Below are 24,527 nucleotides of genomic sequence, written 5' to 3'. Positions count from 1 at the left end.
TGAATATTTTTCGATAGTAAGTAAAATCGAAAAACATTCAATTCAAATCAGCTATGGCAAATAGAGTGCCGCAGATGTTAAAAATATTTAATGTAAACTATTTATTAGTTGAGATGAGCTTGTTTTTCTGCAAACTCTTTAAAAAATTTTATTCTGTCTTCTTCCAATTTTTCCTGATTATCGGGCAAAATATAATTGAACAGAATTTTATCTTCATTATCCAGAAAAATCATTTCTTTTTCTTCACCATCAATCATTTGAGCAAAAACAGACCACATCGAAGTGTCTTTTAGTTTTAATAATTCAAAAAACTGTTCTGCTTTTATTTCTATTTTTTTCATTTTTATATTAATTCTTAAAACTGTCGTTTATTATTTTTCTTGCGTTAATTTAGCCACAAAGTTATACAACATTTTTCAATTTTTAAAGTGGATAAAGGGATTTGAGTTATATTTAGAAATACAAAACTTAGATTAAAACTCAAGAAGCTTTAATTTAAACTGTACCGCAAAATTCTGCTTAAAATTGGTTGTCGTGTAGTAACCAATCCTGTAAAATAATCCTAAGTTGAAGTAAGAAGATAAAAAGTTATTCCATTCTAATCCAACTTCCTGATACAAATGATCCAGCTTTTCGAATCTGTAATCATGATATTCGGGATGTTTCATATCACCAATTGTACCTCTAAGAACAAAATCAAAGCTTGTTACATTCTGACCAATACTTTTAAAGTAGAAAGGTAATTTATGAGTGAAATAATACGCAATAAATTTATCATTGTAATATTTTCCACCTTCCAAAGTGGCAAAACCGAGATAAGAAGTAAGGTTAAAATTAATATCACGACTTGGAGAAGCCAATCCATTTGTTGTGAAATTTTTCCAAATCGGTGCTTCACCCAAAAGAAAACCTCCGTATAAACGAACGCCTGTAGTTCCCAGTCTTGTTTTGAAATTGTGCACAAACAAGGCATCAAAACGAGTATAATTAAAATCTCCGCCAAAAACTTTCATACTCTGTTCATAATTAAAATATAGCTCAGGATACTTCTGATCGATCAGCGATTTTCCCTGTGGAGTCATAATATTGGTTGAATTTGGGGAATATTTTAACGTCACCAAAGTATTGAAGTTTTCAAAAGAACCACCTTTTCCGCGGAAATTATAATCAAATAGAGCTTCCTCAGAATTTCTTCTTGTAGCGAAAGCGAGCGTTAAACCGTTGGTAACGTCATTTAAATAAGACAAAGAAGCGCCCTTATAACGGTAATATTTATCGTTGTTGATGTTATTTCCATAATTCATCATTCGCATTCTGAAGGTCCAAAGTCGGCGATAAAATTCACCTGAAGAATTTACATCGTCATAATATTCAAGCCTAAAATAAGAGTTTTTTTCGAGTGTAGTTTTCATGTCGACTCCAATTCCGTATTTGAATTTGTCGTCACCCAAACCGTAAGCAAAATAATAATCCGGAGAAAAATAAGGATCAAAATTTTCATTCAGTTTTCCTTTTAAGCCCAACCTGAAGCCTTCATACAAGTTATAATTGACTATTTCACCAATATCAAAATCAAAACTTCCTACACGAACCTGTCCGTTAATCAAACCTGTTAAAATTCTCGCTGTTCGGTCGATTTTATAAACTTTTCCTAAACTGTCAATGGTTTTGTAGGTATGACTTTCTCTCGGCGATAAAGGTTCTGGACGATAAAGATGAAGGGTGTTTCCGCTTGTATTTTTTACCGAAAAAGTATAGCCTTTAAAATCTTTCGGATCTTCTTCAATAGGAGAGATGTAATTGAAATATTTTGAATTGAGATAGGCATACGTTCCGAAACTTTTCTTTTTTTCTTTCTCTTTTTCAGGATTTTCACTGTCCTGTCCCATCATCATTCGGCTCATACGTAGTTTTACACGTTCTTCAGATAAAAACCATTTGTTGTTGAAGTAAATCCAAATGCTCGTAATATTTCCTTCGTTTTTCTCTTTGCTTACGCTTTCGATTTTTTTGATGCCATACGTTTCTGTATCAATATAAATAGTACCGCTGAATTTTCTTTTTTTTACCGGTTTTTTATAATTGGCTTCACGAAAACGGATTACATAATTTTGTCTTCCATCAATTTCGATGCTGTCTGTAAGAAAGAAACGGTACAAACCACGATTTTCCTGTTTGATCTGATTAGGAATTTTATTTCTATTGCTTTGCAGCGCGATCATTTCGTAAATAGGCTGTTTCAGTCCGGAAATTCGGTTGTCAAGAATATTTATCTTTTCGCCATATTTTTTAGAATACAAAAATTCCTGAGCTCTTTCCCAAAGAAATAATTTACTATTGGCAAAAATTTTTCTTGCAGAAATATCCTGTAAAGAATCTTCTTTTTTATTGTTTTTAAATAATCCTAAATTGTTTGTGAATACATTATTAAATGCAGTAATACTGTCTTGGTCAATATCGAGGGAAACCTTTTCGTAAGATTTGTATGAATAAGAATCTAGACTTTCGGGAGAGTTGCTTTTAAAAAGCTGATCTACTTTTCTGAGAATTTCCAAAGCTCTGGGATCACTTTTATCTTCAAGAATTACCGTTTCTATCGCAAAGGTCTTAGAGGAAGTCGACGTAAGAGAAATCTGAATATTACTTTCTACTAAAGCAGTTTCTTTATGAAAACCTGATGCTTCAATCTGAATGTTTTTACATTTAGTTTTAAATTCCAGAAACCCTGCAGCGTTAGTTTTGCCTAAAACCTTATCATTGCATGATACATTTGCGTTGGCAATCGGAGTTTTATCAGTTTCATTAAATACAGTGATTTTTGATTGCGAAAAACCAAAAATAAATGCCCACAAAAAAATAAAACTCAGAAGCCTTTTCATACCATTATGCTCGTTCAAAATTACTGATATTTCTTATTGTGAGAAAGTTTTTAAAGTTAACTTATTTCACATCAAAAACGATTCCGAAGATTTCAAAAAAATGATGACTCATTTACATTAATTATATACTCTTGAAATAATCATTATTGAAGATATCATTCTCTCTGAAATTTTCAGGGATATTTTTTATCATATATATAATATAGATGGATTTCAAAAAATGATAATCTATATAAATAAGTAATTGTATTTTTTCATGAGCTTAATCCGGCTTTCACTACTCGCTTTTTTGCGCCCTGCTTTTTCTTTGCAGCAAAAAGAGCTCAAACAAGCCGTTCAATCCGGGCTATTTTAGAATGCGAGTAAATACAAGATAATAGATGATAGACTTACTATGAGAATGTTGAGTTTTTAAAAAAAATATCACTAAATATTTAATATGAGCTAGTCTTAGTTAATGTATTTAGAAGCAAAGATCTTCAAAAGCCACGGAGTGGCGTCCTGTTAATAGGATAAGATGTTACCAAAATACGAGATAGCGCTCCATCGGAGCACCACCTTTGTAGCAAAGCATATGAATTTAGAATCAAAGTTCCATGGGAGCGACACATAGATCACCAATCCGTTATTTTCTGATTTGTTTTTCTTAGCTAAGTAGAACGCCTTAGTTTATCCTATATAAGAACACAACTAAAAACTCTTAGTTTGCCTTTGCGATAAAGCGCTTCTCTATATTATCATAGATATTTCCGTCTGAAACCTTTTCTTTCTTCTCTCTTATACTTTCAGAACTTAACCCTTTCCTATAATCTTCACTCTCAAACGTTCCAACACTATTACTCTCCAACTCTCCGACACAACCTGCGACCAGCCACTGATAACCTAAGTCCTAACTCCTGCTACCTATAACTCTCAAAATTTTGAATCATAAAACCAGCTAGTTACCATGGAATATTGATTAAATATGAATTTTATGTTAAATAAATTAGGATTGTGTGGTAATAAAGTACTACTTTTGCCCCACTGAAAAACGAGAGTTGATTGGTAGCGCAGAAGAGCTTTGAATAAGGCGAAAACGATAAGACTAGTGTTATCTACGGATAGATAAAGATCTTAGAAAAAACTTTTAAATTTTTTGAAATAAAAATTTGCGAGAAATAAAAAGATTCTTATCTTTGCAGTCCGGTAAAACGGGAGCGGAGTAGAATAAATCAAGTGTGGGAAATAAGGATTTAGGGTCATCAAAAAACTTTAAAATTTCTTTTAAAAACATTTGGTCAGTTAGAAATAAAGTTTTACTTTTGCACACGCAAATCGGTACTGAAAACGACAGAAAATGTAGGTATCGTAAAAAGCGAGAGAGAAGAGATCATTGAAAAATAATATACAACCAAGTAAGGAAAAACTAAAGCGTCAAAACTTTGAGTGAGTCAGACAAACATACAATGGAGAGTTTGATCCTGGCTCAGGATGAACGCTAGCGGGAGGCCTAACACATGCAAGCCGAGCGGTAGAGATCTTTCGGGATCTTGAGAGCGGCGTACGGGTGCGGAACACGTGTGCAACCTGCCTTTATCAGGGGGATAGCCTTTCGAAAGGAAGATTAATACCCCATAATATATTGAATGGCATCATTTGATATTGAAAACTCCGGTGGATAGAGATGGGCACGCGCAAGATTAGATAGTTGGTAGGGTAACGGCCTACCAAGTCAGTGATCTTTAGGGGGCCTGAGAGGGTGATCCCCCACACTGGTACTGAGACACGGACCAGACTCCTACGGGAGGCAGCAGTGAGGAATATTGGACAATGGGTGAGAGCCTGATCCAGCCATCCCGCGTGAAGGACGACGGCCCTATGGGTTGTAAACTTCTTTTGTATAGGGATAAACCTTTCCACGTGTGGAAAGCTGAAGGTACTATACGAATAAGCACCGGCTAACTCCGTGCCAGCAGCCGCGGTAATACGGAGGGTGCAAGCGTTATCCGGATTTATTGGGTTTAAAGGGTCCGTAGGCGGATCTGTAAGTCAGTGGTGAAATCTCATAGCTTAACTATGAAACTGCCATTGATACTGCAGGTCTTGAGTAAAGTAGAAGTGGCTGGAATAAGTAGTGTAGCGGTGAAATGCATAGATATTACTTAGAACACCAATTGCGAAGGCAGGTCACTATGTTTTAACTGACGCTGATGGACGAAAGCGTGGGGAGCGAACAGGATTAGATACCCTGGTAGTCCACGCCGTAAACGATGCTAACTCGTTTTTGGGTTTTCGGATTCAGAGACTAAGCGAAAGTGATAAGTTAGCCACCTGGGGAGTACGTTCGCAAGAATGAAACTCAAAGGAATTGACGGGGGCCCGCACAAGCGGTGGATTATGTGGTTTAATTCGATGATACGCGAGGAACCTTACCAAGGCTTAAATGGGAATTGACAGGTTTAGAAATAGACTTTTCTTCGGACAATTTTCAAGGTGCTGCATGGTTGTCGTCAGCTCGTGCCGTGAGGTGTTAGGTTAAGTCCTGCAACGAGCGCAACCCCTGTCACTAGTTGCCATCATTCAGTTGGGGACTCTAGTGAGACTGCCTACGCAAGTAGAGAGGAAGGTGGGGATGACGTCAAATCATCACGGCCCTTACGCCTTGGGCCACACACGTAATACAATGGCCGGTACAGAGGGCAGCTACCTAGCGATAGGATGCGAATCTCGAAAGCCGGTCTCAGTTCGGATTGGAGTCTGCAACTCGACTCTATGAAGCTGGAATCGCTAGTAATCGCATATCAGCCATGATGCGGTGAATACGTTCCCGGGCCTTGTACACACCGCCCGTCAAGCCATGGAAGTTTGGGGTACCTGAAGTCGGTGACCGTAACAGGAGCTGCCTAGGGTAAAACAAGTAACTAGGGCTAAGTCGTAACAAGGTAGCCGTACCGGAAGGTGCGGCTGGAACATCTCATTTTAGAGCGTCTTTAGACGATAAACAAAATTAGTATCGTAAGATACATAAGTACTTACTTAAAGAGAAGCTTTAGTTTTTTATTTGGTTGATATATAATATAAAAATACAAAACCCACTAGAAATTAGTAAACGGGAACAGAGATAATTAACAATTATTAATTAATAATTATTAATTAGAGAGAGTCTCGTAGCTCAGCTGGTTAGAGCGCTACACTGATAATGTAGAGGTCGGCAGTTCGAGCCTGCCCGAGACTACTAATTGAAATAGAGGTTAGAAATTAGAATTTAGAAGTTAGTTTTTTACTAATATCTAATTACTAACATCTAACATCTTACCTAGAGGGGGAATTAGCTCAGCTGGCTAGAGCGCCTGCCTTGCACGCAGGAGGTCAAGGGTTCGACTCCCTTATTCTCCACAGTTTTGGAAAACTGATTTAAAAGTTACGAATAGAGCCAAAAACAATATTTGTTCATCAGAATTTCTGAAAAGAATTAAAGATCATTGACATTAACGGTAAAGATATCACAAAGAGATAACCGAGCACTTTCGAGTGCCGAGTTTATAAAAATATCGATAGACGAAAGTTTATCAAAAAATACTGAACTAATATAATATTAGGAAAGAAATCGTTAAGGGCGTATGGCGGATGCCTAGGCTTTCAGAGGCGACGAAGGACGTGGTAAGCTGCGAAAAGCTCGGGGGATTGGCACACACGAATTGATCCCGAGATGTCCGAATGGGGCAACCCGGCATGTTGAAGACATGTCACTCCGCAAGGAGAGCAAACCCGGAGAACTGAAACATCTAAGTACCCGGAGGAAAAGAAATCGAAGAGATTCCGTAAGTAGTGGCGAGCGAACGCGGATTAGCCCAAAAGCTTTTATATGTTTAATAGAATGTTCTGGAAAGAACAGCCGTAGAGGGTGATAGCCCCGTATATGAAAGGCATATTTAAGTGATAAATGAGTAGGGCGGGACACGTGAAATCCTGTCTGAATATGGGGGGACCATCCTCCAAGGCTAAATACTCCTGAAAGACCGATAGTGAACAAGTACTGTGAAGGAAAGGTGAAAAGCACTTCGAATAGAAGGGTGAAATAGAACCTGAAACCGTACGCCTACAAGCGGTCGGAGCCCACAAGTTGGGTGACGGCGTGCCTTTTGCATAATGAGCCTACGAGTTAATGTTACTAGCGAGGTTAAGGACTTCAGGTCCGGAGCCGGAGCGAAAGCGAGTCTGAATAGGGCGCTTAGTTAGTAGTATTAGACGCGAAACCTTGTGATCTACCCATGGGCAGGTTGAAGCTTTGGTAACACAAAGTGGAGGACCGAACCGGTTGACGTTGAAAAGTCTTCGGATGACCTGTGGGTAGGGGTGAAAGGCCAATCAAACTGGGAGATAGCTCGTACTCCCCGAAATGCATTTAGGTGCAGCGTCGTGTATAAGTTTATTAGAGGTAGAGCTACTGATTGGATGCGGGGGAGTCAAATCCTACCAATTCCTGACAAACTCCGAATGCTAATAAATGTTCCACGGCAGTGAGGGCGCGGGTGCTAAGGTCCGTGTCCGAGAGGGAAAGAACCCAGACCAACAGCTAAGGTCCCCAAATCTCTATTAAGTTGAAGCAACGCGGTTGGACTGCATTGACAGCTAGGATGTTGGCTTGGAAGCAGCCATTCATTTAAAGAGTGCGTAACAGCTCACTAGTCGAGCGGTCCGGCATGGATAATAATCGGGCATAAATAGAGTACCGAAGCTATGGATTTATATCATTAGATATATCTGGTAGGGGAGCATTCTGTTTGCACAGAAGCTGAGTCGTGAGGCTTGGTGGAGCGGACAGAAAAGAAAATGTAGGCATAAGTAACGATAAAGCGGGCGAGAAACCCGCTCACCGAAAGACTAAGGTTTCCTCAGCCATGCTAATCAGCTGAGGGTTAGTCGGGACCTAACGCGAACCCGAAAGGGGTAGTGGATGGACAATGGGTTAATATTCCCATACTTGCTCACACTAAAAAGGGGACGGAGTGCCGTACTTACTGGAGACTGACGGAATAGTCAAGACCTAGCCTTCGGGCGAAGTTGTTGTAGGGAAAGTGCTTCCAAGAAAAGCCGAAGTGAAGCAACCCGTACCAAAACCGACACAGGTAGTCGAGGAGAGAATCCTAAGGTGCTAGAGTGAATCATGGTTAAGGAACTAGGCAAAATAGTCTCGTAACTTCGGGAGAAGAGACGCCATCAGCAATGGTGGCCGCAGTAAAAAGGCCCAGGCGACTGTTTATCAAAAACACAGGACTCTGCAAAATCGAAAGATGCAGTATAGGGTCTGACACCTGCCCGGTGCTGGAAGGTTAAGGAAGGGCGTTAGCAGCAATGCGAAGCGTTTGACTGAAGCCCCAGTAAACGGCGGCCGTAACTATAACGGTCCTAAGGTAGCGAAATTCCTTGTCGGGTAAGTTCCGACCTGCACGAATGGTGTAACGATCTGGGCACTGTCTCAACCATGAGCTCTGTGAAATTGTAGTCTCGGTGAAGATGCCGAGTACCCGCAATGGGACGAAAAGACCCTGTGAACCTTTACTATAACTTCGTATTGACTTTGAGTAAGTAATGTGTAGGATAGGTGGGAGACTTTGAAGCAGGCACGCTAGTGTTTGTGGAGTCAACGTTGAAATACCACCCTTTACTTACTTGGAGCCTAACTTCTGTATTGAAGGACACTGCGTGGTGGGTAGTTTGACTGGGGTGGTCGCCTCCAAAAGAGTAACGGAGGCTTTCAAAGGTACCCTCAGCACGCTTGGTAACCGTGCGTAGAGTGTAATGGCATAAGGGTGCTTGACTGTGAGACCTACAAGTCGATCAGGTGCGAAAGCAGGACATAGTGATCCGGTGGTTCCGTATGGAAGGGCCATCGCTCATAGGATAAAAGGTACTCCGGGGATAACAGGCTAGTCTCCCCCAAGAGCTCATATCGACGGGGAGGTTCGGCACCTCGATGTCGGCTCGTCACATCCTGGGGCTGGAGAAGGTCCCAAGGGTTGGGCTGTTCGCCCATTAAAGTGGCACGCGAGCTGGGTTCAGAACGTCGTGAGACAGTTCGGTCTCTATCTATTGCGGGCGTTAGATGTTTGAGAGGGCTTGAATCTAGTACGAGAGGACCGATTTGAACAAACCTCTGGTGTATCAGTTGTTCCGCCAGGAGCACCGCTGAGTAGCTACGTTTGGAAGAGATAAGCACTGAAAGCATATAAGTGCGAAACTCGCCTCAAGATGAGACATCTTTTAAGGGTCGTTGGAGATGACAACGTTGATAGGCTATAGGTGTAAAGGCAGTAATGTCATAGCCGAGTAGTACTAATTACCCGTAGATTTATAGCCTGATATGGTGCTACGAAAGTGCAGCAAGGTTACCTCTTTGTGAATGTTTTTATCGATAAAATCAGAAGTTAGAAATTAGAGATTAGAAGTTAGTATATCACTAACCTCTAACTACTAAACTCTACCCTCTTATATACAACCTTTAGGGTGGTTTTAGCAGAGGGGCTCACCTGTTCCCATTCCGAACACAGAAGTTAAGCCCTCTAGCGCCGATGGTACTGCGAAAGCGGGAGAGTAGGTCGCCGCCAGTTTTTTTAAAAGTCTCATAGATTTGTTTCTATGAGACTTTTTTTTTTGTTATAAACTCAGAAATCAACAATATATATCAATGATAATTTATAATGGATAAATGATCATGGATCAGTAATTAGCAATAGACAATAAGTAATTTTATCTATTATCTATTGCTAATTGCTAATTATTAGTTGTGTCGCTCCTCCGGAGCTTATGAAAATGAGTCTGTAATGTTTTAGAAAGGTTGCACTCCTCAGGAGCTGCTTTTGGGAAAGGGTAGATTCTAAATAATCTCATCAATTAATTTTTTATCATGAAATTTTCTCTAATATATTTCTGTTGAAATATTTATCTTCTTTCTAATAGAATGTTCAGTTTAAAAGTGGAAATATTTAATGAACATTCTAATGAATAATCGCTAATTTTTAAAATCTTCAATCTATTTTTATGCCGACTTTCCTAGCCCGTATAGAAGCGGTTACCCCGCAACATGAGTAGGAGAGTTGGTGGGATATAGAAATGAAAAAGCAACGGCGTGAGGAGTAATAGCGAATAGCCGGAAATAGCTCCTGAAAAAACTTTAATATCATCATATAAATAATTCGGGTATAAATTTTATGAGATTCTTTTTTCTAAAACAAACCGTCATCAACTTTTAAAGTTGATGACGGTTTGTTTTAGATCTCCTTTGTAATGAGCTTGTTTTATTAATTTAGAACATTGAACCTCAATTTAATTCCGAAATTATCTTTGAATTGAGAGGTTTGGTAGTGTCCTAATCTATATGAGAAGCCTACACCGAAGTTTCTGCCTAAAAATCTATTCCAGATTACACCAACTTCCTGATAATAATGGTCGAGTACCTGAAAATCGAACTGATGATCGCCTCTGTTTTTGAAATCTCCGATAGCAGATTGGTATTCCAGTTCGATGTTTGAATATCGTGAACCAAAGGTTTTAAACCTGAACGGTAAATATTGTGAAACTTTAAATGCGATAAATTTATCTGCAAAGAAAGTTCCTGAAGGCATTGTTGCAAATGCTAAATTGTTTGGAGTATTGATATTAGAATACCAATGATCAGGATTTCTGTCGTTTTGACCTGCAATTTCAAAGTTTTTCCAGATTGGAGCAGTTCCTGATGAAATTCCTCCAAAAAGTTTAAGATTGGTGTAGCCTAATTTTGATCTGAACTGATGAATGATCAATGCATCTGCCCTGTAATAATCCAATTCTCCGCCCAATCCGTCAATTCCTTTTTCAAAATTCATATAAACTTGCGGAAAGCCTTTTTCATAGGTATATTTTCCGCTTGGCGTCATAATATTTTTATCGTTTGGTGAGAATTTTAGAGATAATGTTGTGCTTACATTATCGAAACGGTTTCCTAGATTTTTGTATTGATAATCAAAAAGTGCTTCCTGTTTCTCTTTATTCACCGCGATTTTCATACTCAATGAGTTCGAAATGTCATACAAATACGATGCTCCCCATTTTTGATTTTTATAAAAATTAGCATTGTGCAGATCTAGATTCAGGTCATTCACTTTCATCATCATATCCCACATAGTATTGCTGAATCTTCCTGCTGCAAAGACGTCATCTACATAATCAACGCGGAAAACAGAAGTTCTTTTATCGGATAATTTCATGTCAAGACCAAGACCATATTTCCAGGTGTGGTCTTTAAAACCATAACCGAAATATCCATCCGGAGAAAATGTTTTGCTAAATTTTTCATTCAGTTTTAATCCTGCTCCCAAACGAATACCTTGGTATTTATCGTAGCTGAAAAGCTTAGTAATATCAAAATCAATCATTTTATAACGCAGATTTCCTCTCATTAATTGGGTTAAAAAACTCAGTTTCTTTTCAAAATCATGCTTCTGTACAAAACTGTCGATTTGAGTATAGGTTGCGCTTTCTCTTGCGGTCAAACTGTCGGTTCTGTATTGATCAAGCAAACTTCCGTCAGAGTTTTTCATTTCCAGAGAATACCCTTTAAATTCAGATGCTTTCTGTGCTTCATTCAGTTGGAAATCAAAGAAACGATTTGTTACATACAGATAATTTCCAAAGGTTTTCTGATGGTATTTTCGCTTGTCGCTGATGTATGCGCCTTTCTTTAAACTATCGGTCTTTACACTGTCTCTCTTTGCAATATTGAAGGTCTGGTCGCCCATTTTCAGTTTAATATCTTCATGATCCAAAAACCATTTTCCGTCAATTGGTTTCCATACAGAGATAATGTCGCCTTCATTTCTTTTTTTGTTGGCACTTTCAAATTTTTTCAGTGCATACGTTTCAGAGTCAATGTAAATTTTACCATTAAATTTTCTCGGATTTTGCTTCTTTTTGTCAGTAATTTCCTTGAATTTGATAACGTAAGTTTTCCTTCCGTCTAACTGCAAAGTATCCGACATATAAAAGTTGAAAAGCTTTCTATTCTCAGGACGTAACTGTCTTGGAGTTCTGTTTAAATTGGAAATATTAATGGCTAAAGCTTCATAAATAGGATTTTTAAAACCCGACATTCTGTTATCGATGATATTGGTTTTTTCTCCAAATTTTTGTGAATATTTGTATTCCGTTGCCTTTTCCCAAAGAAACATCTGGCTTTCCTGTGAAGCGTTGATGAAATCTTCATTAATTAACGAATCTTTCTTCTCGCTTTCTTTTTGTTTAAATTCTTTTTTATCGACTTTTGAAAGAGAATCTTTTCTCGAAGCCAAGAAATTTTTAAAAGTATCAATTGAATCTTTGTCTACATCGATCGAAAACTTTGAATATGATTTAAAGTTATAGGTATCTAAAGACTTTGGTGAATTTTCTTTTTCCCTTTTATTGACTTCATCTAAAATTCTCAAAGCTTTCGGGTCACTTTTATCGGTGATGATAATCTTATCGATGTTACTTTGTTTTTCTGACAAAGGCTGCATGGCAACATCCATCGACTTTTTTACATCAATCAAAGCATCTTCAAAATTGCTGGCAAGAATTTCTACTTTTTTACATTTTGTTTTAAATGATAAAACGCCTTCATAATTGGTTTTTCCCAAAAGATTGTCGTCACAGTAAACGGCTGCATTTTCAATCGGTTTCTTATTGGTTTTATTGAAAACTTTCAATTGAGTTTGCCCAAAAATAAGTACCGTACAAAGTAAAAGTAGAGTAGATAAAAGTTTTGTCATTGAGTTTTTATTAATGAGACAAAACTATTGATAAGAAAGTTACAAAACCATAAGAGAAAATATAATCTTTTGTTAAAAATAAAATCTACTGAATTTCAATTTAATACGTTTTGTTTTTATATTAATCAATTCCCAAATGAATGATAAATTAGATTTTATTTAAAAGTTTTTAAGGCTTTTATAATGAAATACTATTTCTATTGTTGAACTTCCGTCAGTTCGAGTAGAAATTATTTGAAGAATAATTTTGTATCGAGAATACGGGGTTTTTATATTTTTTCATTTAGGGTTGAAATAAAATTGGTTTACTTAAAATAATTATTTAGTTTTAATGAAATTATATAATGGATTAACGCTTTGCGTAAAACCAAATTTTTAATGTAATACTATAACCATTCTATCTTTAATTATGCCATTCAAAGAAATATTGATTAAAACACTAATTACTCAATTTGTTAAGGAAGGAATTTCATCCGTAAAAAAAATACTGGAAAATTCAAGAGTTGAACTTATTGTTAATCAAACTGATTTAGAAAATGCTATTTATGAGCACAATCAATTTATATTGAACACAACTAAATCAATTTCCTTTAAAGATTTAAAAGGTAATAAAAGTTTAACAGATGTATATATCGATTTAGATATTGAATTAGAAGCTGGAGTTGCTAACTTTGTTAGGACACAATTCTTATACTCTTTATCTTTAAGAGTATGAAAAAGATCAGAAAAAATTACAGTCTAGAGTTTAAGATCCAAGCAGTATCTTTAAGTGAGCAGCGAGGCAATGTATCCTCGGTAGCTGAAGAATTGGGGATCTGTAAAGAAAGTCTCGTTAATTGGCGAAAACTTCACAAAGAAGGTAAACTTAGCAAGGAAAAACAAATATCCTCTGATCCAATAAGGGAAGAGTTATTGAGACTTCGCAAAGAACTAGAAGAAACAAAGCTTGAACGTGATATCTTAAAAAAGGCGGTAGGCATCTTCTCCAAGAGAGACGGGTAAGATATAAATTTATCAAAGAACACGCTGATGTGTTTCCTGTCGGGAAGATGTGCGAAGTATTAAAGGTAAGCAGGAGCAGTTTTTATCATTGGAAGAAAAGAAAACCGAGTAAGCAATCAGAAAGAAGAGCCATTTTATCAGCAGAAATCTTTAGTATTTATCATTGGAGCCGTGGGAGATATGGAAGCCCTCGTATTGCCCGAGAACTGGAAGCAAAAGGAATGAGAGCTTCACGTCCTTTGGTGGCCAGACTAATGAGAGAACGCAACCTGAGAAGTATTGTAAAGAAAAAATTTAAGAAAACTACCAACTCATCCCATCGATACCCTGTTGCTGAAAATTATTTGAATCAAAATTTTCAGGTTACAAGCAGTAAAGAGGTCTGGGTGTCTGATATTACGTATATCCGCACAGGTCAGGGTTGGTTGTATCTTACTACAGTCATTGATTTGTTTGACAGAAAGGTTATCGGCTGGTCATTAAGTGAGACGATGAAGGCTCAGGACACCAGTATTGCTGCCTTGAAAATGGCAAGGCTCCATCGTCCTTTACAGGATCATGATAGCTTGATTTTCCATTCAGATAGAGGGATACAATATGCGTGTACAGAATTTACATCAATAGTCGGAAAAAACATTACTCGAAGCATGAGCGGAAAAGGAAATTGTTATGACAATGCTGTAGCTGAGAGCTTTTTCAAAACTCTGAAAACCGAACTTGTCTATCAAAATAAATATGAAACTAGAGATCATGCTAAAAACTCTGTGTTTGAATATATAGAAACATTTTACAACACTCACAGAAGGCATTCGGCTTTAGGAAATTTAACCATAAAAGAGTATCAAAATTTAATGTCTAATCAATCTAAAAATGTAGCATAAAGAGTATATAAATTTTGTCTCAAAAATAGTTGCAAGTTCAGTATTTATAGTGTTTTAAAAACTACACTTGCAATTGAAATTTTCACTAGGGAAAAAGATAAAACTTTCGCACTTGAAAATATAGGCTTAAGAAATAAATATATTAATAGTTATTTAAATTCTTTAAAAACGGTTTTAATTCTTGACGGTTTTGATGAAATAAAACCTACAAGAGTAGATACTTTTTTTCAAGAGGTTAAATCTCTAATGTCAAATCTTACCACTAGCATGGTAATACTTACATCAAGAAGCCCATCATATAACTACTCTATTGACAACTCAATAGAATATGAAATTTGTGATTTAAATCTTATACAGACTGAAGAATTTGCAGTTAAATGGTTTAATGATAAAGTTAAATCCGATTCTTTTCTTTTTGAATTAAAAAATTCAAAATTTTTTGATTTATCTCTTCGTCCATTAACTTTGGCTCACTTGTGTGCCATTTACGAAAGAACAGGTAAATTTTATGATAAACCTAAATCTATTTATAAAAAATTAGTAAGAATATTAATCGAAGAATGGGATGAGCAACGTAACATAATTAGAGAATCAGAATATGCAAATTTTGATAATGAACAAAAATTTGAATTTCTATCGCAGTTTGCATTTGACTTAACTGTAAATTATTCTCATAAAATATATTCTGAAGATGCTTTTCTAGCAACGTACGAAAGAATATACGAAGATTATAATTTACCATATAATGAAAGGGAAAAAGTTATAAAAGAGATTGAAAGTCACAATGGAATCATTGTAAAATCAGCATATGATCAATATGAATTTGTTCATAAATCTATGCAAGAATATTTATCAGCGGAATATATAGTTAAACTACCAGAGATCCCGGTAAAGCTTTTTTATGATACGAATATATCAAATGAATTGGCAGTAGCAGTATCTCTATCGTCTAAGCCCAATCAATATTATTACAAGTTAATATTTGAAATTTTTTCAATGAAAAATTTAGGTAATCAATTTGCTTTAGAGTTTCTAAGTAGATTAGTTTACGAGAAACCAAACTTTAAAGAAAATATTTTACTCCCATTTAGTTTCGTTTATATTTTACACTTGTTGTCACATAAAATATTTGATGAAAAAAATGTTGTAAATATTGAGTTTATAAATTCATACAATAATATTATTAATTCTTTTTATAATGATTCAGAGTTAAAGAATTCATTTAAACGGTTGTTATTATTTGTTCAAAATAATGATGATATTGAAATTCACGATGACGATGATGATTTCTTCATTACCGAAGATAATGATTTATATTATGTAATATTTAATTCTGAATTCGAGAAAGAATTTAATAGCGAAACAACATACTTTATTGATGTTAACCAGGCTTTTAAAATACCAAAACAGTATTTTAATGAATTTATTAACTATTAAATGTATAACTACTGTATCTAAGATTGAGCTATGGCGAAAAGAAAGAAAATTACGTTAAAATTGAAGTGGAATTTTTGTTAATAGTAGTGTAAACAAATCCTTTATCCTTTCATTATAAAATAACTTTTCAATATAAAAACCTCGCCCTTCCGCGAGGTTTTCTAATTTCAAAAAAAATAAAATTCAAATCCCATACTAATCAAAAATATTTTTATATTTGTTTTAAGAACAACAAAAAACAAAATGATGATATTTAAAAATAATCCCGCATTTCATGCGCAGGCTTCCGGCACCATCGGATTCCACAAAAACACACATTATAACCAACAACTTACTTATCTCAAAAACCGATAAAGTAGTACGTTTGATCGCTGAAGTAGTTCGAAGACCGCTTCAACCGTTTAGAAATAGTATTCAAGCACTTGGTTGAGCCAATCAACCCCTTCGAAGGGGCGTTCAAGTGTTTCGTTTAGGCAATCAACTGTTTCGAAGAAGTAATCAAGCAGTTCGAAGAGCCGTTCAAGTAGTTCGAAATGCCCATCAACCAGTTCGAAGAGGCAATCAAGTACAATTTGTTATTTATCAGTGCTTTGCAGACTTTTGCTGAAAGTTGATGAATGAATACAAAAGATAAATTAGATTTTCAAACCTTTATTTAAAACACAAAAACAAATCCATTATGAAAAAAGAACAGGTAACCCGTAGCTTCAGATTGGCAGATTCTGTACTGAAACAAAAAGCTGATGAATTAATCGCTTTAATCGACAGAGACCTCACCGAATTTATAGACCGTGGCTACAACCCCACAAAAAAGTCTGAACTGACGACTGCCCGAAATACGGTAGACAGTTTCCCAAGCGATGAACAGCTGGAAGCCATCAAAATAGATCTCACCGAACAAAAAGACGCCGCCAGAAAAGCACTGGAAAAATCGATGCGCAGTATTTTCAATGCGGCAGAAAATGTTTTCGGACAGCACAGTGCCAAATATAAGGAATTCGGCAATGCATTAATCAGTCAGCAAAGTGATGCCGAGCTCGTGCGCATCGCCAAGATCATGAACCTCACCGCAGAGAAATACCTTCCCGAACTTTCCGATGAAGGTCTTACGGTAGACAAGATCAATACACTGATTACACAACGTGATACTTTAGACATCGCTATCGACGCACAGGCTCAAGGTATTTCAGACCGTGATGTTACCACCGAAGGTAGAGTGGAAGCGCTCAATAAACTCTACCAACTCCTCACAAAATATGCAGGCATCGGTCAGGATATTTTCTACGAAACCAACGAAGCCAAATACAACGACTACATCATCCACGACACCTCAAGTGGACTTCCGGAAGCCCCACCGGTAGATCCTGTATAAAAAATGTAATTCCGTCAATTCCCTCGTCAGTTCGAGTGTTTTTCGTAGCGCAGCGCAGAAAAATGTATCGAGAACCCGTGAACCGAAGCACAAAATCTGTCTTCCCATCAAAAACTTCTCGATACAATTTTTTAACAAAAATCTACTCGAAGTGACGATACCCTCTACACGATGACACTAAAGTCGCTTCGTCAGTTCGAGTGTTTTTCGTAGCGCAGCGTAGAAAAATGTATCGAGAACCAGTGAACCGAAGCACAAATTTTGTCTTCCCATCACAAACTTCTCGAGTAGATTTTTGAAAAAAAATCTACTCGAAGTGACGTTCGTTGAATCAAATCTTATTAATACAATTGATCATGCAAACATCATTCGTCTACATATTACTTTGTTCCGATAAAACCTACTACACTGGAGTCACCGAAAATGTGTACAAACGTTTTGACGAACATCAAGACGGTAAATATTTTGGCTCTTACACGTTCTCAAGACGACCGTTACAATTAGTATATTTTTGTCAGTTTATGGATATCGAACAAGCGATTGCATTTGAGAAAAAGATTAAGAAATGGTCACAGGCAAAAAAATTAGCATTGATTGAAGGAAGATATGAAGACCTGCCTAATCTCGCGAAAAAGAATTTTGGGAGGTAATTTATTTATCTTATCAATTAACCTACGTCAGTCGCTCGTCAGTTCAAGTGTTTTTCGTAGCGCAGCGCAGAAAAATGTATCGAGAACCTATGAACCGAAGACAACACATAAATCAAAAACTTCTCGATACACTTCGCTTTGCTACGTTACTCGAAGTGACGACATCGATACTAAAGTCCTTCGAAGTGAAGACGTACGATTGGCGTTGTAAAGCATAAAAAATCCCTTTCAAAAAATTGAAAGGGATTGTGTATAGAAACCGCAAAAACGGTAATATTCATTAATAATTTAAATATTCAAAGCTTTCTGATAAGCATTTTCCAGACCATCAAGATTTTTTCCTCCGGCTGTAGCGAAACCTGGGTTTCCACCACCACCACCTTGGATTTCTTTTGCCAAATCTTTAATAAGTGCTCCAGCCTGATAAATTCCTGCTAAGTCATCAGAAACACCAACGGTAATCATTGGTTTTCCGTCTGCGTCGGACAAAATAATCGTTATAGAAGTTGGGATCTCTTTCTTTAACTGGAAGACGATATCTTTTACAGAACCTGCGTCCAGAGAAGTTTTCTTCACTAAAAGTAATTTATCGCCTTTTTGCTCATAAGCACCTTTCCAGTCGCCGATCTCGCCTTTTGCTTTTTCTTTCTTGAAAGCTTCTACTTCAGACTTCAACGATGCATTTTCTTCGATTAATTTCTCGATAGAACGTACAACATCTTTAGATTTCAGCAATTGAGAAAGTTCGGTAATTTGCTTTTCTAAACCTTTGAAATATTCTTCAGATTTGTCTCCCGAAATCGCTTCAATCCTTCTGATTCCCGCTGCTGCAGAACTTTCAGAATTGATTTTGAAATGACCGATCTCGCTGGTGCTTTTCACGTGAGTTCCACCGCAAAGTTCTTTCGAACTTTCAAACTGGATCATTCTCACACTGTCGCCATATTTTTCACCGAATAAAGCCATTGCACCTTTGTCAATCGCTTCCTGAATCGGAATATTTCTGAATTCCTGAAGAGCGATATTTTCTTTGATCTTTGCATTGACTTTTTCTTCGATCAAAGCCAATTCTTCGTCCGTCATTTTATTGAAATGCGAGAAATCGAAACGCAAATAATCCGGACCAACGTAAGAACCTTTTTGCTCAACGTGAGTTCCCAAAACGTCTCTCAAAGCTTCGTGCAACAAGTGCGTTGCAGAGTGGTTTGCCTGAGAATTTTTTCTTTCGTTGGCATTCACTTTAGCATAGAAAACAGCACCTGCATCTTTCGGAAGTCCGTTGATTAAAGAAATAATCAATCCGTTTTCCTTTTTAGTTTCAAGAACTTCGAAACTTTCAACCGCATTTTCAAGAACGCCTTTATCACCGATTTGTCCACCACCTTCAGGATAGAAAGGGGAGTTGCTTAACACAACCTGATAAAATTCACCGTCTTTATTTTCTACTTTTCTGTATCTTGTAATGTAGGTTTCAGCTTCAATTTGGTCATAACCAACGAAGTTTTCTTCTCTTTCTTCTAAAGTTACCCAATCGTAAACTTTCTGAGCTGAGTCTGCTTTTGAACGTTGTTTTTGTTCGCTTAACGCTAATTTAAAACCTTCTTCATCAATCGTTAAACCTTTTTCCTCAGCGATAATTCTTGTTAAATCATCCGGGAACCCATAAGTATCGTATAATTCGAAAACTTCCTGAGTTGGCAACACTTTTTTATCTTCTGAAATCGTTTGCTGAATCAATTTTTCAACTCGGATTAATCCTGTTTCAATCGTTCTTAAGAAAGATTCTTCCTCACTTTTAATCACTTCAGAAACCAATTTTCCTTGCTTCTCCAGTTCAGGGAAGAATGCTCCCATTTGTTCCTGAAGAACAGCAACCAATTTATAAAGGAAAGCTTCTTTCATATCCAGGAATCTGTAAGAATAAGAAATTCCTCTTCTCAAAATTCTTCTGATAACGTAGCCAGCTCCTCCATTTGAAGGCAATTGTCCGTCTGCAATCGCAAAAGAAACAGCTCTGATGTGGTCAACCACAACACGGATGGCAATATCTTTTTCGTCCTCTAAAATTCCAGTATATTTTTTGCCTGAAAGTTCTTCAACTTTAGCGATCAAAGGCGTGAAAACATCGGTATCATAATTGGAAGACTTACCTTGAAGCGCCATACAAAGACGCTCGAAGCCCATTCCTGTATCTACGTGTTGAGCAGGTAATTTTTCCAGAGAACCGTCAGCTTTTCTGTTGAATTCCATAAAAACGAGATTCCAAACTTCCACCACTTGAGGATGGTCATTGTTCACCAATTCAAGACCGGAAACTTTAGCTTTTTCTTCCGGAGTTCTTAGGTCAATATGAATTTCAGAACAAGGTCCGCAAGGTCCGCTTGCGCCCATTTCCCAGAAATTATCTTTTTTGTTTCCGTTGATAATTCGGTCTTCAGAAATCACCGCTTTCCAGTAATCATAAGCATCTTGGTCTCTGTCGAGATTCTCAGAAGCGTCTCCTTCAAAAATCGTTACATAAAGATTCTCTTTCGGAATTCCGTAAACTTCCGTCAACAATTCCCAGGCAAAAGCAATAGCATCTTTTTTGAAATAATCACCAAAAGACCAGTTCCCCAACATTTCAAACATGGTGTGGTGATACGTATCTCTACCAACATCATCCAAATCATTATGTTTCCCGGAAACTCTCAAACACTTCTGTGTATCGGCAATTCTCGGTGCAGTCGGCGTTTTGTAGCCTAAGAAAAAATCTTTGAACTGCGTCATTCCAGAGTTGGAAAACATTAAAGTAGGGTCATCTTTCAGCACGATCGGTGCAGAAGGAACGATAAGGTGGTCTTTGCTTTTAAAATAATCTAAAAATTTCTGACGAATCTCTTGTGATGTCATAATTATATATTGCTTTGCTTTTTACAAATTTTTGATAAGATGCAAATTTAATGTTTTTAAAGCAATAGAAAAATATAGTTTTGTGTTTTAATCTATTTGTAAAATATTATTTGAGTTTGTCATTTCGACAAAGGAGAAATCTATTATTCTCAATCTTGTAAACTTCCATCATCCAGCTTCTAACTTCCTTTCTTTTTGGTAGCTATTTGACTACGTCGATTGCTTTTAGAAGCAATTCCCGCTTTCACTACTCGCTTTTTTGAGAGTTTCAGCATCTGCATTCCCACCGCTAAAACTCTCAAAAAGAGCTCAGACAGGCCGTTCAATCGGGGCTATTGACAACGCTTCGTAATAAACAAAACCTAACGGGTTTCAAAAATCCGTTAGGTTTGCAGACATTTTCAAAAGAGTAATACTTGAAAGGGATTTATAAATATCAATAGAAATGGGCTTTAGCCCGTTTTCAAAAAGAATAATCAAATTGGCTTTAGCCAAAACTTAATATCAATTTCGGCTAAAGCCAATTCGTTGTTAATTTTCGTCATCGGGCTAAAGCCCGATGCTATTGAAAAACACAATATTCTAATTTTTAAATAGCTAGAATTCATAACAATAAAATTTAGGCTTCCAAATTTTTTTAAAAAACATTTAATTAAAACTAATACGTTTATATAATTCAACCAAAAACTTTGCACTTCTGCGTTTAACTTATTACCTTCGTTAGTATCTGAAAAGATACAATCAAAAAAATGACGAAAAACGAAGCTTTAAAAAACTGGATAGAACAGTATTCTGAATCCTTGCTGAGAAGAGCAATTTTTCTGCTTTCGGATACCGTTGAAGCGGAAGATATCGTTCAGGAAGTTTTCATTGCTGCTTTTTCGTCCTACGATTCTTTTGAAGGAAAAAGCACGCCTAAAACTTGGCTCAATACGATTCTCAACAATAAAGTCGCTGATTTTTACCGTAAAAAATACAAATCGGAACCGCAGATTAAACTCGACCATTTTTTTGACGAAACAGGCTCCTGGAAAAACGATACGGTCTTAAATGATTGGAATGTTTCTAACTCGGAAACTGAACTTCTGGACAATCAGGATTTTAATAAAAGTTTAGAAGATTGCATCGAAGATTTGCCTTCCCGATGGAAGATCCCGATGAAATTGTATTATCTCGAAGAAAAAAAAGCACCCGAAGTAAGTCAGGAATTGGATATCTCTACGACTAACCTTTGGAAGATTTTACAACGAACCAGAATGCAGCTGAGAGAATGTCTGGAAATTAACTGGTTTTCAAAATCATAAGGAATAAAACATGTTTAGAAAAATAATACATATTTTCTTTTTACCATGCAGTACAGCAACTTTACTGATGGAAAAACGCAATGCAAAGAATATTTCGCCAAAAGAAAACTGGCAGCTTTCGATGCATGTAATGATTTGCAAATGGTGCAAAGCGCATGAAGAAAAACTGAAAATTTTAGATTCTATTTTAAAAAAGAAATGGTTCGGGGAAGAAAAAAACGATTTGAATGATGCAGATATTCAGGAATTTAAAGATAAAATATTTAGAAAGTTAGATTTTTAAGTATAACAACTGTCAGGATTTTGTAATTGTTGCGACTATAGTTTTGAAAATAATAAATATTAATTCAAAAATCTAAGAACAATGCAACAGACATCACAACACAAAGGCTTACCAACGTACAAAATCGGTTATTATATTTCGCTTTTCGGGGCAGCAATTATTTTACTTTGGATTGGGGCTTTCAAATTTACACCTACCGAAGCAGCAGCAATAAAACCTTTGGTAGAAAACCATTTTCTCACGTTCTTCGTATATGATATTATGAGCGCCCAAGCGGTTTCTAATATAATCGGAGTGATAGAAATTATCATTGCCTTGTTATTAATCTTTAGCGTGAAATTTGCATCTCTTAAAAAGTTTGCAGGTATTGGAATGGTGGTTACTTTTTTGGTGACATTGAGTTATCTCTTTACAACGCCTAATGTTTGGCATATTGTTGAAGGCGTTCCTGTTACAGATTTTTTTATTCTTAAAGATCTGATGCTTTTAGGATTTGGTTTAATGCTTTTAAATGGAAAAAATGGACACACATAATAAAACAAAAATGAAAAATATATTCACATTTCTCGGAATGGTTCTGGGAATTGCAGTCTTTGCGACAAGTTGCGGAGATGCAAAACAACAATCTTCATCAATTAAAAAAGAGAATGAGACCACTATGAATGCTAAAAATGTAAAAGAAGTTTATTTTGCAGGCGGTTGCTTTTGGGGAACTGAGCATTTTTTTCAACAAATCAGAGGAGTTGTAGGAACTGAAGTTGGGTATGCCAACGGAAATAAGAAAAATCCTACTTATGAGGAAGTTATAAGTCATACTACAGGTTTTGCCGAAACCGTGAAAGTAAAATACGACCCGGAACAGGTTGACCTTAAACTTCTGATTGATCTTTATTTTAAAACGATAGACCCTACGAGTTTAAACAAGCAGGGAAATGACAGAGGTGATCAGTACAGAACGGGAATTTATTCTACCGACAAAGAAACAGAAGCGATTATTAAAGAAGAAGTTCAGAAATTAGCGAAAAATTACAGCAAACCTGTGGTTGTAGAAACAATTCCGTTGAAAAACTTCTACAGTGCAGAAACGTATCATCAGGATTATTTAGATAAAAATCCGGGAGGTTATTGTCACATTGAGCCGGGATTATTTGAAATGGCAAGAAATGCAAACCCTCTTCCAAAAGCTAAATATCAAAAACAGGATAAGGATGTTCTAAAGAAAAAATTAACGGCAGAACAATATGCAGTTACGCAGGAAAATGCTACAGAAAGACCTCACACCAATGAATACGACAAAGAATTTCGTGAAGGAATTTATGTAGATATTACAACGGGAGAACCGTTATTTATCTCAACCGATAAATTTGAATCAGGTTGTGGATGGCCAAGTTTCTCAAAGCCAATTTCTAAAAATGTTATCGACGAAAAAACTGATAATTCAATCGGAATGACGAGAACTGAAGTAAGAAGTAAAACAGGAGATGCTCATTTGGGACACGTTTTTGATGACGGACCGAAAGATAAAGGTGGTTTGAGATATTGTATCAATTCTGCATCATTGAAGTTTATTCCTAAAGCAGAAATGAAAGCAAAAGGTTACGGAGAATATATTTCTCTTCTTAATAAAAAGTAAAAAATATTTCAGGAATAGTAATGATGGTCGGAAGAAATTCCGATCATTTTTTATGTTATCTATTTCAAATCGACTAATTTAAAAACTCAGAAGTAGTAATCCTTACACAATATTCACTCCCAAGATACAATGGATCACCGTGTTTCTCTGACCAGAAACCATCCAACACATTTTTATTAATACAACGGTAAACAGCAACTCCTTTATAAAGATGAGAATCTTCACCTTGATAATTAAAATTGATAACTAAAATATCATTTTTAAAAAATCCAGTTCCGTTCTGTTCGTGGTCGCCAATCAACCACTGTGCAGTAATGCGGTTATTTTCATCGAGAGATAATGTTAATATACCGTGATAACTGATATTTTCACTCGCCTCCTGATTGCTTCCCTGAATAGAATAATTACCTACTAAATCCTCTATTGTCAT

Annotated in this window: 14 protein-coding genes, 2 tRNA genes and 3 rRNA genes; 14 read left to right on the top strand and 5 right to left on the bottom strand. The window is 36.4% G+C overall.

Annotation, left to right across the window (positions count from 1 at the left end):
- Positions 1 to 104: 104 nt before the first annotated feature.
- Together FDY99_RS02910 and FDY99_RS02905 are read right to left on the bottom strand one after the other, a co-directional pair.
- Entirely contained in the window at positions 105 to 341 is a 237-nt protein-coding gene (locus FDY99_RS02910; protein ID WP_139419016.1) for a hypothetical protein, read from the bottom strand.
- A 132-nt stretch (positions 342 to 473) separates the two neighbouring features.
- The gene (locus FDY99_RS02905; RefSeq protein ID WP_139419014.1) at positions 474 to 2,879 is read right to left on the bottom strand and encodes a hypothetical protein; all 2,406 of its coding nucleotides are present in this window, start codon (positions 2,877 to 2,879) and stop codon (positions 474 to 476) included.
- A gap of 1,442 nt (positions 2,880 to 4,321) precedes the next feature.
- Between FDY99_RS02905 and FDY99_RS02900 the strand changes: the two genes are divergently transcribed.
- The 5 genes from FDY99_RS02900 (at position 4,322) to rrf (ending at position 9,469) form a co-directional block, all read left to right on the top strand.
- Positions 4,322 to 5,838, top strand: a 16S ribosomal RNA gene (locus tag FDY99_RS02900).
- Positions 5,839 to 6,019: 181 nt separating this feature from the next.
- Positions 6,020 to 6,093, top strand: a tRNA-Ile gene (locus FDY99_RS02895).
- Positions 6,094 to 6,180: 87 nt separating this feature from the next.
- Positions 6,181 to 6,254 (top strand) — tRNA-Ala (locus tag FDY99_RS02890).
- Positions 6,255 to 6,458: 204 nt separating this feature from the next.
- A 23S ribosomal RNA gene (locus tag FDY99_RS02885) occupies positions 6,459 to 9,218 on the top strand.
- Between the two features lie 143 nt (positions 9,219 to 9,361).
- A 5S ribosomal RNA gene (gene rrf / locus FDY99_RS02880) occupies positions 9,362 to 9,469 on the top strand.
- Together the 16S, 23S and 5S rRNA genes with 2 tRNA genes alongside form the textbook arrangement of a ribosomal RNA operon.
- A gap of 690 nt (positions 9,470 to 10,159) precedes the next feature.
- Here rrf and FDY99_RS02875 read toward each other — a convergent pair.
- Positions 10,160 to 12,643 carry a DUF5686 family protein gene (locus FDY99_RS02875; RefSeq protein WP_139419011.1) on the bottom strand — a complete coding sequence of 828 codons (2,484 nt, stop codon included), beginning with the start codon at positions 12,641 to 12,643 and terminating at the stop codon, positions 10,160 to 10,162.
- Positions 12,644 to 13,052: 409 nt separating this feature from the next.
- Between FDY99_RS02875 and FDY99_RS02870 the strand changes: the two genes are divergently transcribed.
- The 5 genes from FDY99_RS02870 (at position 13,053) to FDY99_RS02850 (ending at position 17,985) form a co-directional block, all read left to right on the top strand.
- Entirely contained in the window at positions 13,053 to 13,358 is a 306-nt protein-coding gene (locus tag FDY99_RS02870; RefSeq protein WP_139419010.1) for a hypothetical protein, read from the top strand.
- A protein-coding gene (locus FDY99_RS02865) for an IS3 family transposase (protein ID WP_139418594.1) occupies positions 13,355 to 14,526 on the top strand; the annotation gives its coding sequence in 2 pieces (ribosomal slippage) (positions 13,355 to 13,601 and positions 13,601 to 14,526; 1,173 coding nt in all). The genes FDY99_RS02870 and FDY99_RS02865 overlap by 4 nt, the downstream gene beginning before the upstream one ends.
- Before the next feature lie 246 nt (positions 14,527 to 14,772).
- Entirely contained in the window at positions 14,773 to 15,963 is a 1,191-nt protein-coding gene (locus FDY99_RS02860; RefSeq protein ID WP_139419008.1) for an NACHT domain-containing protein, read from the top strand.
- A 712-nt stretch (positions 15,964 to 16,675) separates the two neighbouring features.
- The gene (locus tag FDY99_RS02855) at positions 16,676 to 17,335 is read left to right on the top strand and encodes a hypothetical protein (protein WP_139419006.1); all 660 of its coding nucleotides are present in this window, start codon (positions 16,676 to 16,678) and stop codon (positions 17,333 to 17,335) included.
- Between the two features lie 356 nt (positions 17,336 to 17,691).
- On the top strand, positions 17,692 to 17,985 hold the full coding sequence (locus FDY99_RS02850) for a GIY-YIG nuclease family protein (protein WP_115950668.1): 294 nt from the start codon (positions 17,692 to 17,694) through the stop codon (positions 17,983 to 17,985).
- Positions 17,986 to 18,273: 288 nt separating this feature from the next.
- Here FDY99_RS02850 and alaS read toward each other — a convergent pair whose 3' ends face one another.
- Entirely contained in the window at positions 18,274 to 20,877 is a 2,604-nt protein-coding gene (gene alaS, locus FDY99_RS02845; protein ID WP_139419004.1) for an alanine--tRNA ligase, read from the bottom strand.
- Positions 20,878 to 21,626: 749 nt separating this feature from the next.
- Here alaS and FDY99_RS02840 point away from each other — a divergent pair.
- The 4 genes from FDY99_RS02840 to msrB all read left to right on the top strand — a co-directional run bounded on the left by FDY99_RS02840 (position 21,627) and on the right by msrB (position 24,097).
- Positions 21,627 to 22,181 carry a sigma-70 family RNA polymerase sigma factor gene (locus tag FDY99_RS02840; protein ID WP_139419003.1) on the top strand — a complete coding sequence of 185 codons (555 nt, stop codon included), beginning with the start codon at positions 21,627 to 21,629 and terminating at the stop codon, positions 22,179 to 22,181.
- Positions 22,182 to 22,191: 10 nt separating this feature from the next.
- The gene (locus FDY99_RS02835; RefSeq protein WP_139419002.1) at positions 22,192 to 22,464 is read left to right on the top strand and encodes a hypothetical protein; all 273 of its coding nucleotides are present in this window, start codon (positions 22,192 to 22,194) and stop codon (positions 22,462 to 22,464) included.
- Between the two features lie 81 nt (positions 22,465 to 22,545).
- Positions 22,546 to 22,998, top strand: coding sequence for a DUF417 family protein (locus FDY99_RS02830; protein ID WP_139419001.1), 453 nt, complete (start codon positions 22,546 to 22,548; stop codon positions 22,996 to 22,998).
- A 10-nt stretch (positions 22,999 to 23,008) separates the two neighbouring features.
- Positions 23,009 to 24,097 (top strand): peptide-methionine (R)-S-oxide reductase MsrB, encoded by a 1,089-nt coding sequence (gene msrB / locus FDY99_RS02825; protein WP_139418999.1) that lies wholly within the window; start codon positions 23,009 to 23,011, stop codon positions 24,095 to 24,097.
- 73 nt (positions 24,098 to 24,170) lie between these two features.
- Here the strand turns inward: msrB and FDY99_RS02820 are convergent, their stop codons facing one another.
- Positions 24,171 to 24,527, bottom strand: coding sequence for a hypothetical protein (locus FDY99_RS02820; RefSeq protein ID WP_139418997.1), 357 nt, complete (start codon positions 24,525 to 24,527; stop codon positions 24,171 to 24,173).

It is taken from the genome of Chryseobacterium mulctrae (genome assembly GCF_006175945.1).
Lineage (GTDB): Bacteria > Bacteroidota > Bacteroidia > Flavobacteriales > Weeksellaceae > Chryseobacterium > Chryseobacterium mulctrae.
Note: the sequence above shows the minus strand (reverse complement) of the source record. Positions and strands in the feature narration are given on the sequence as shown.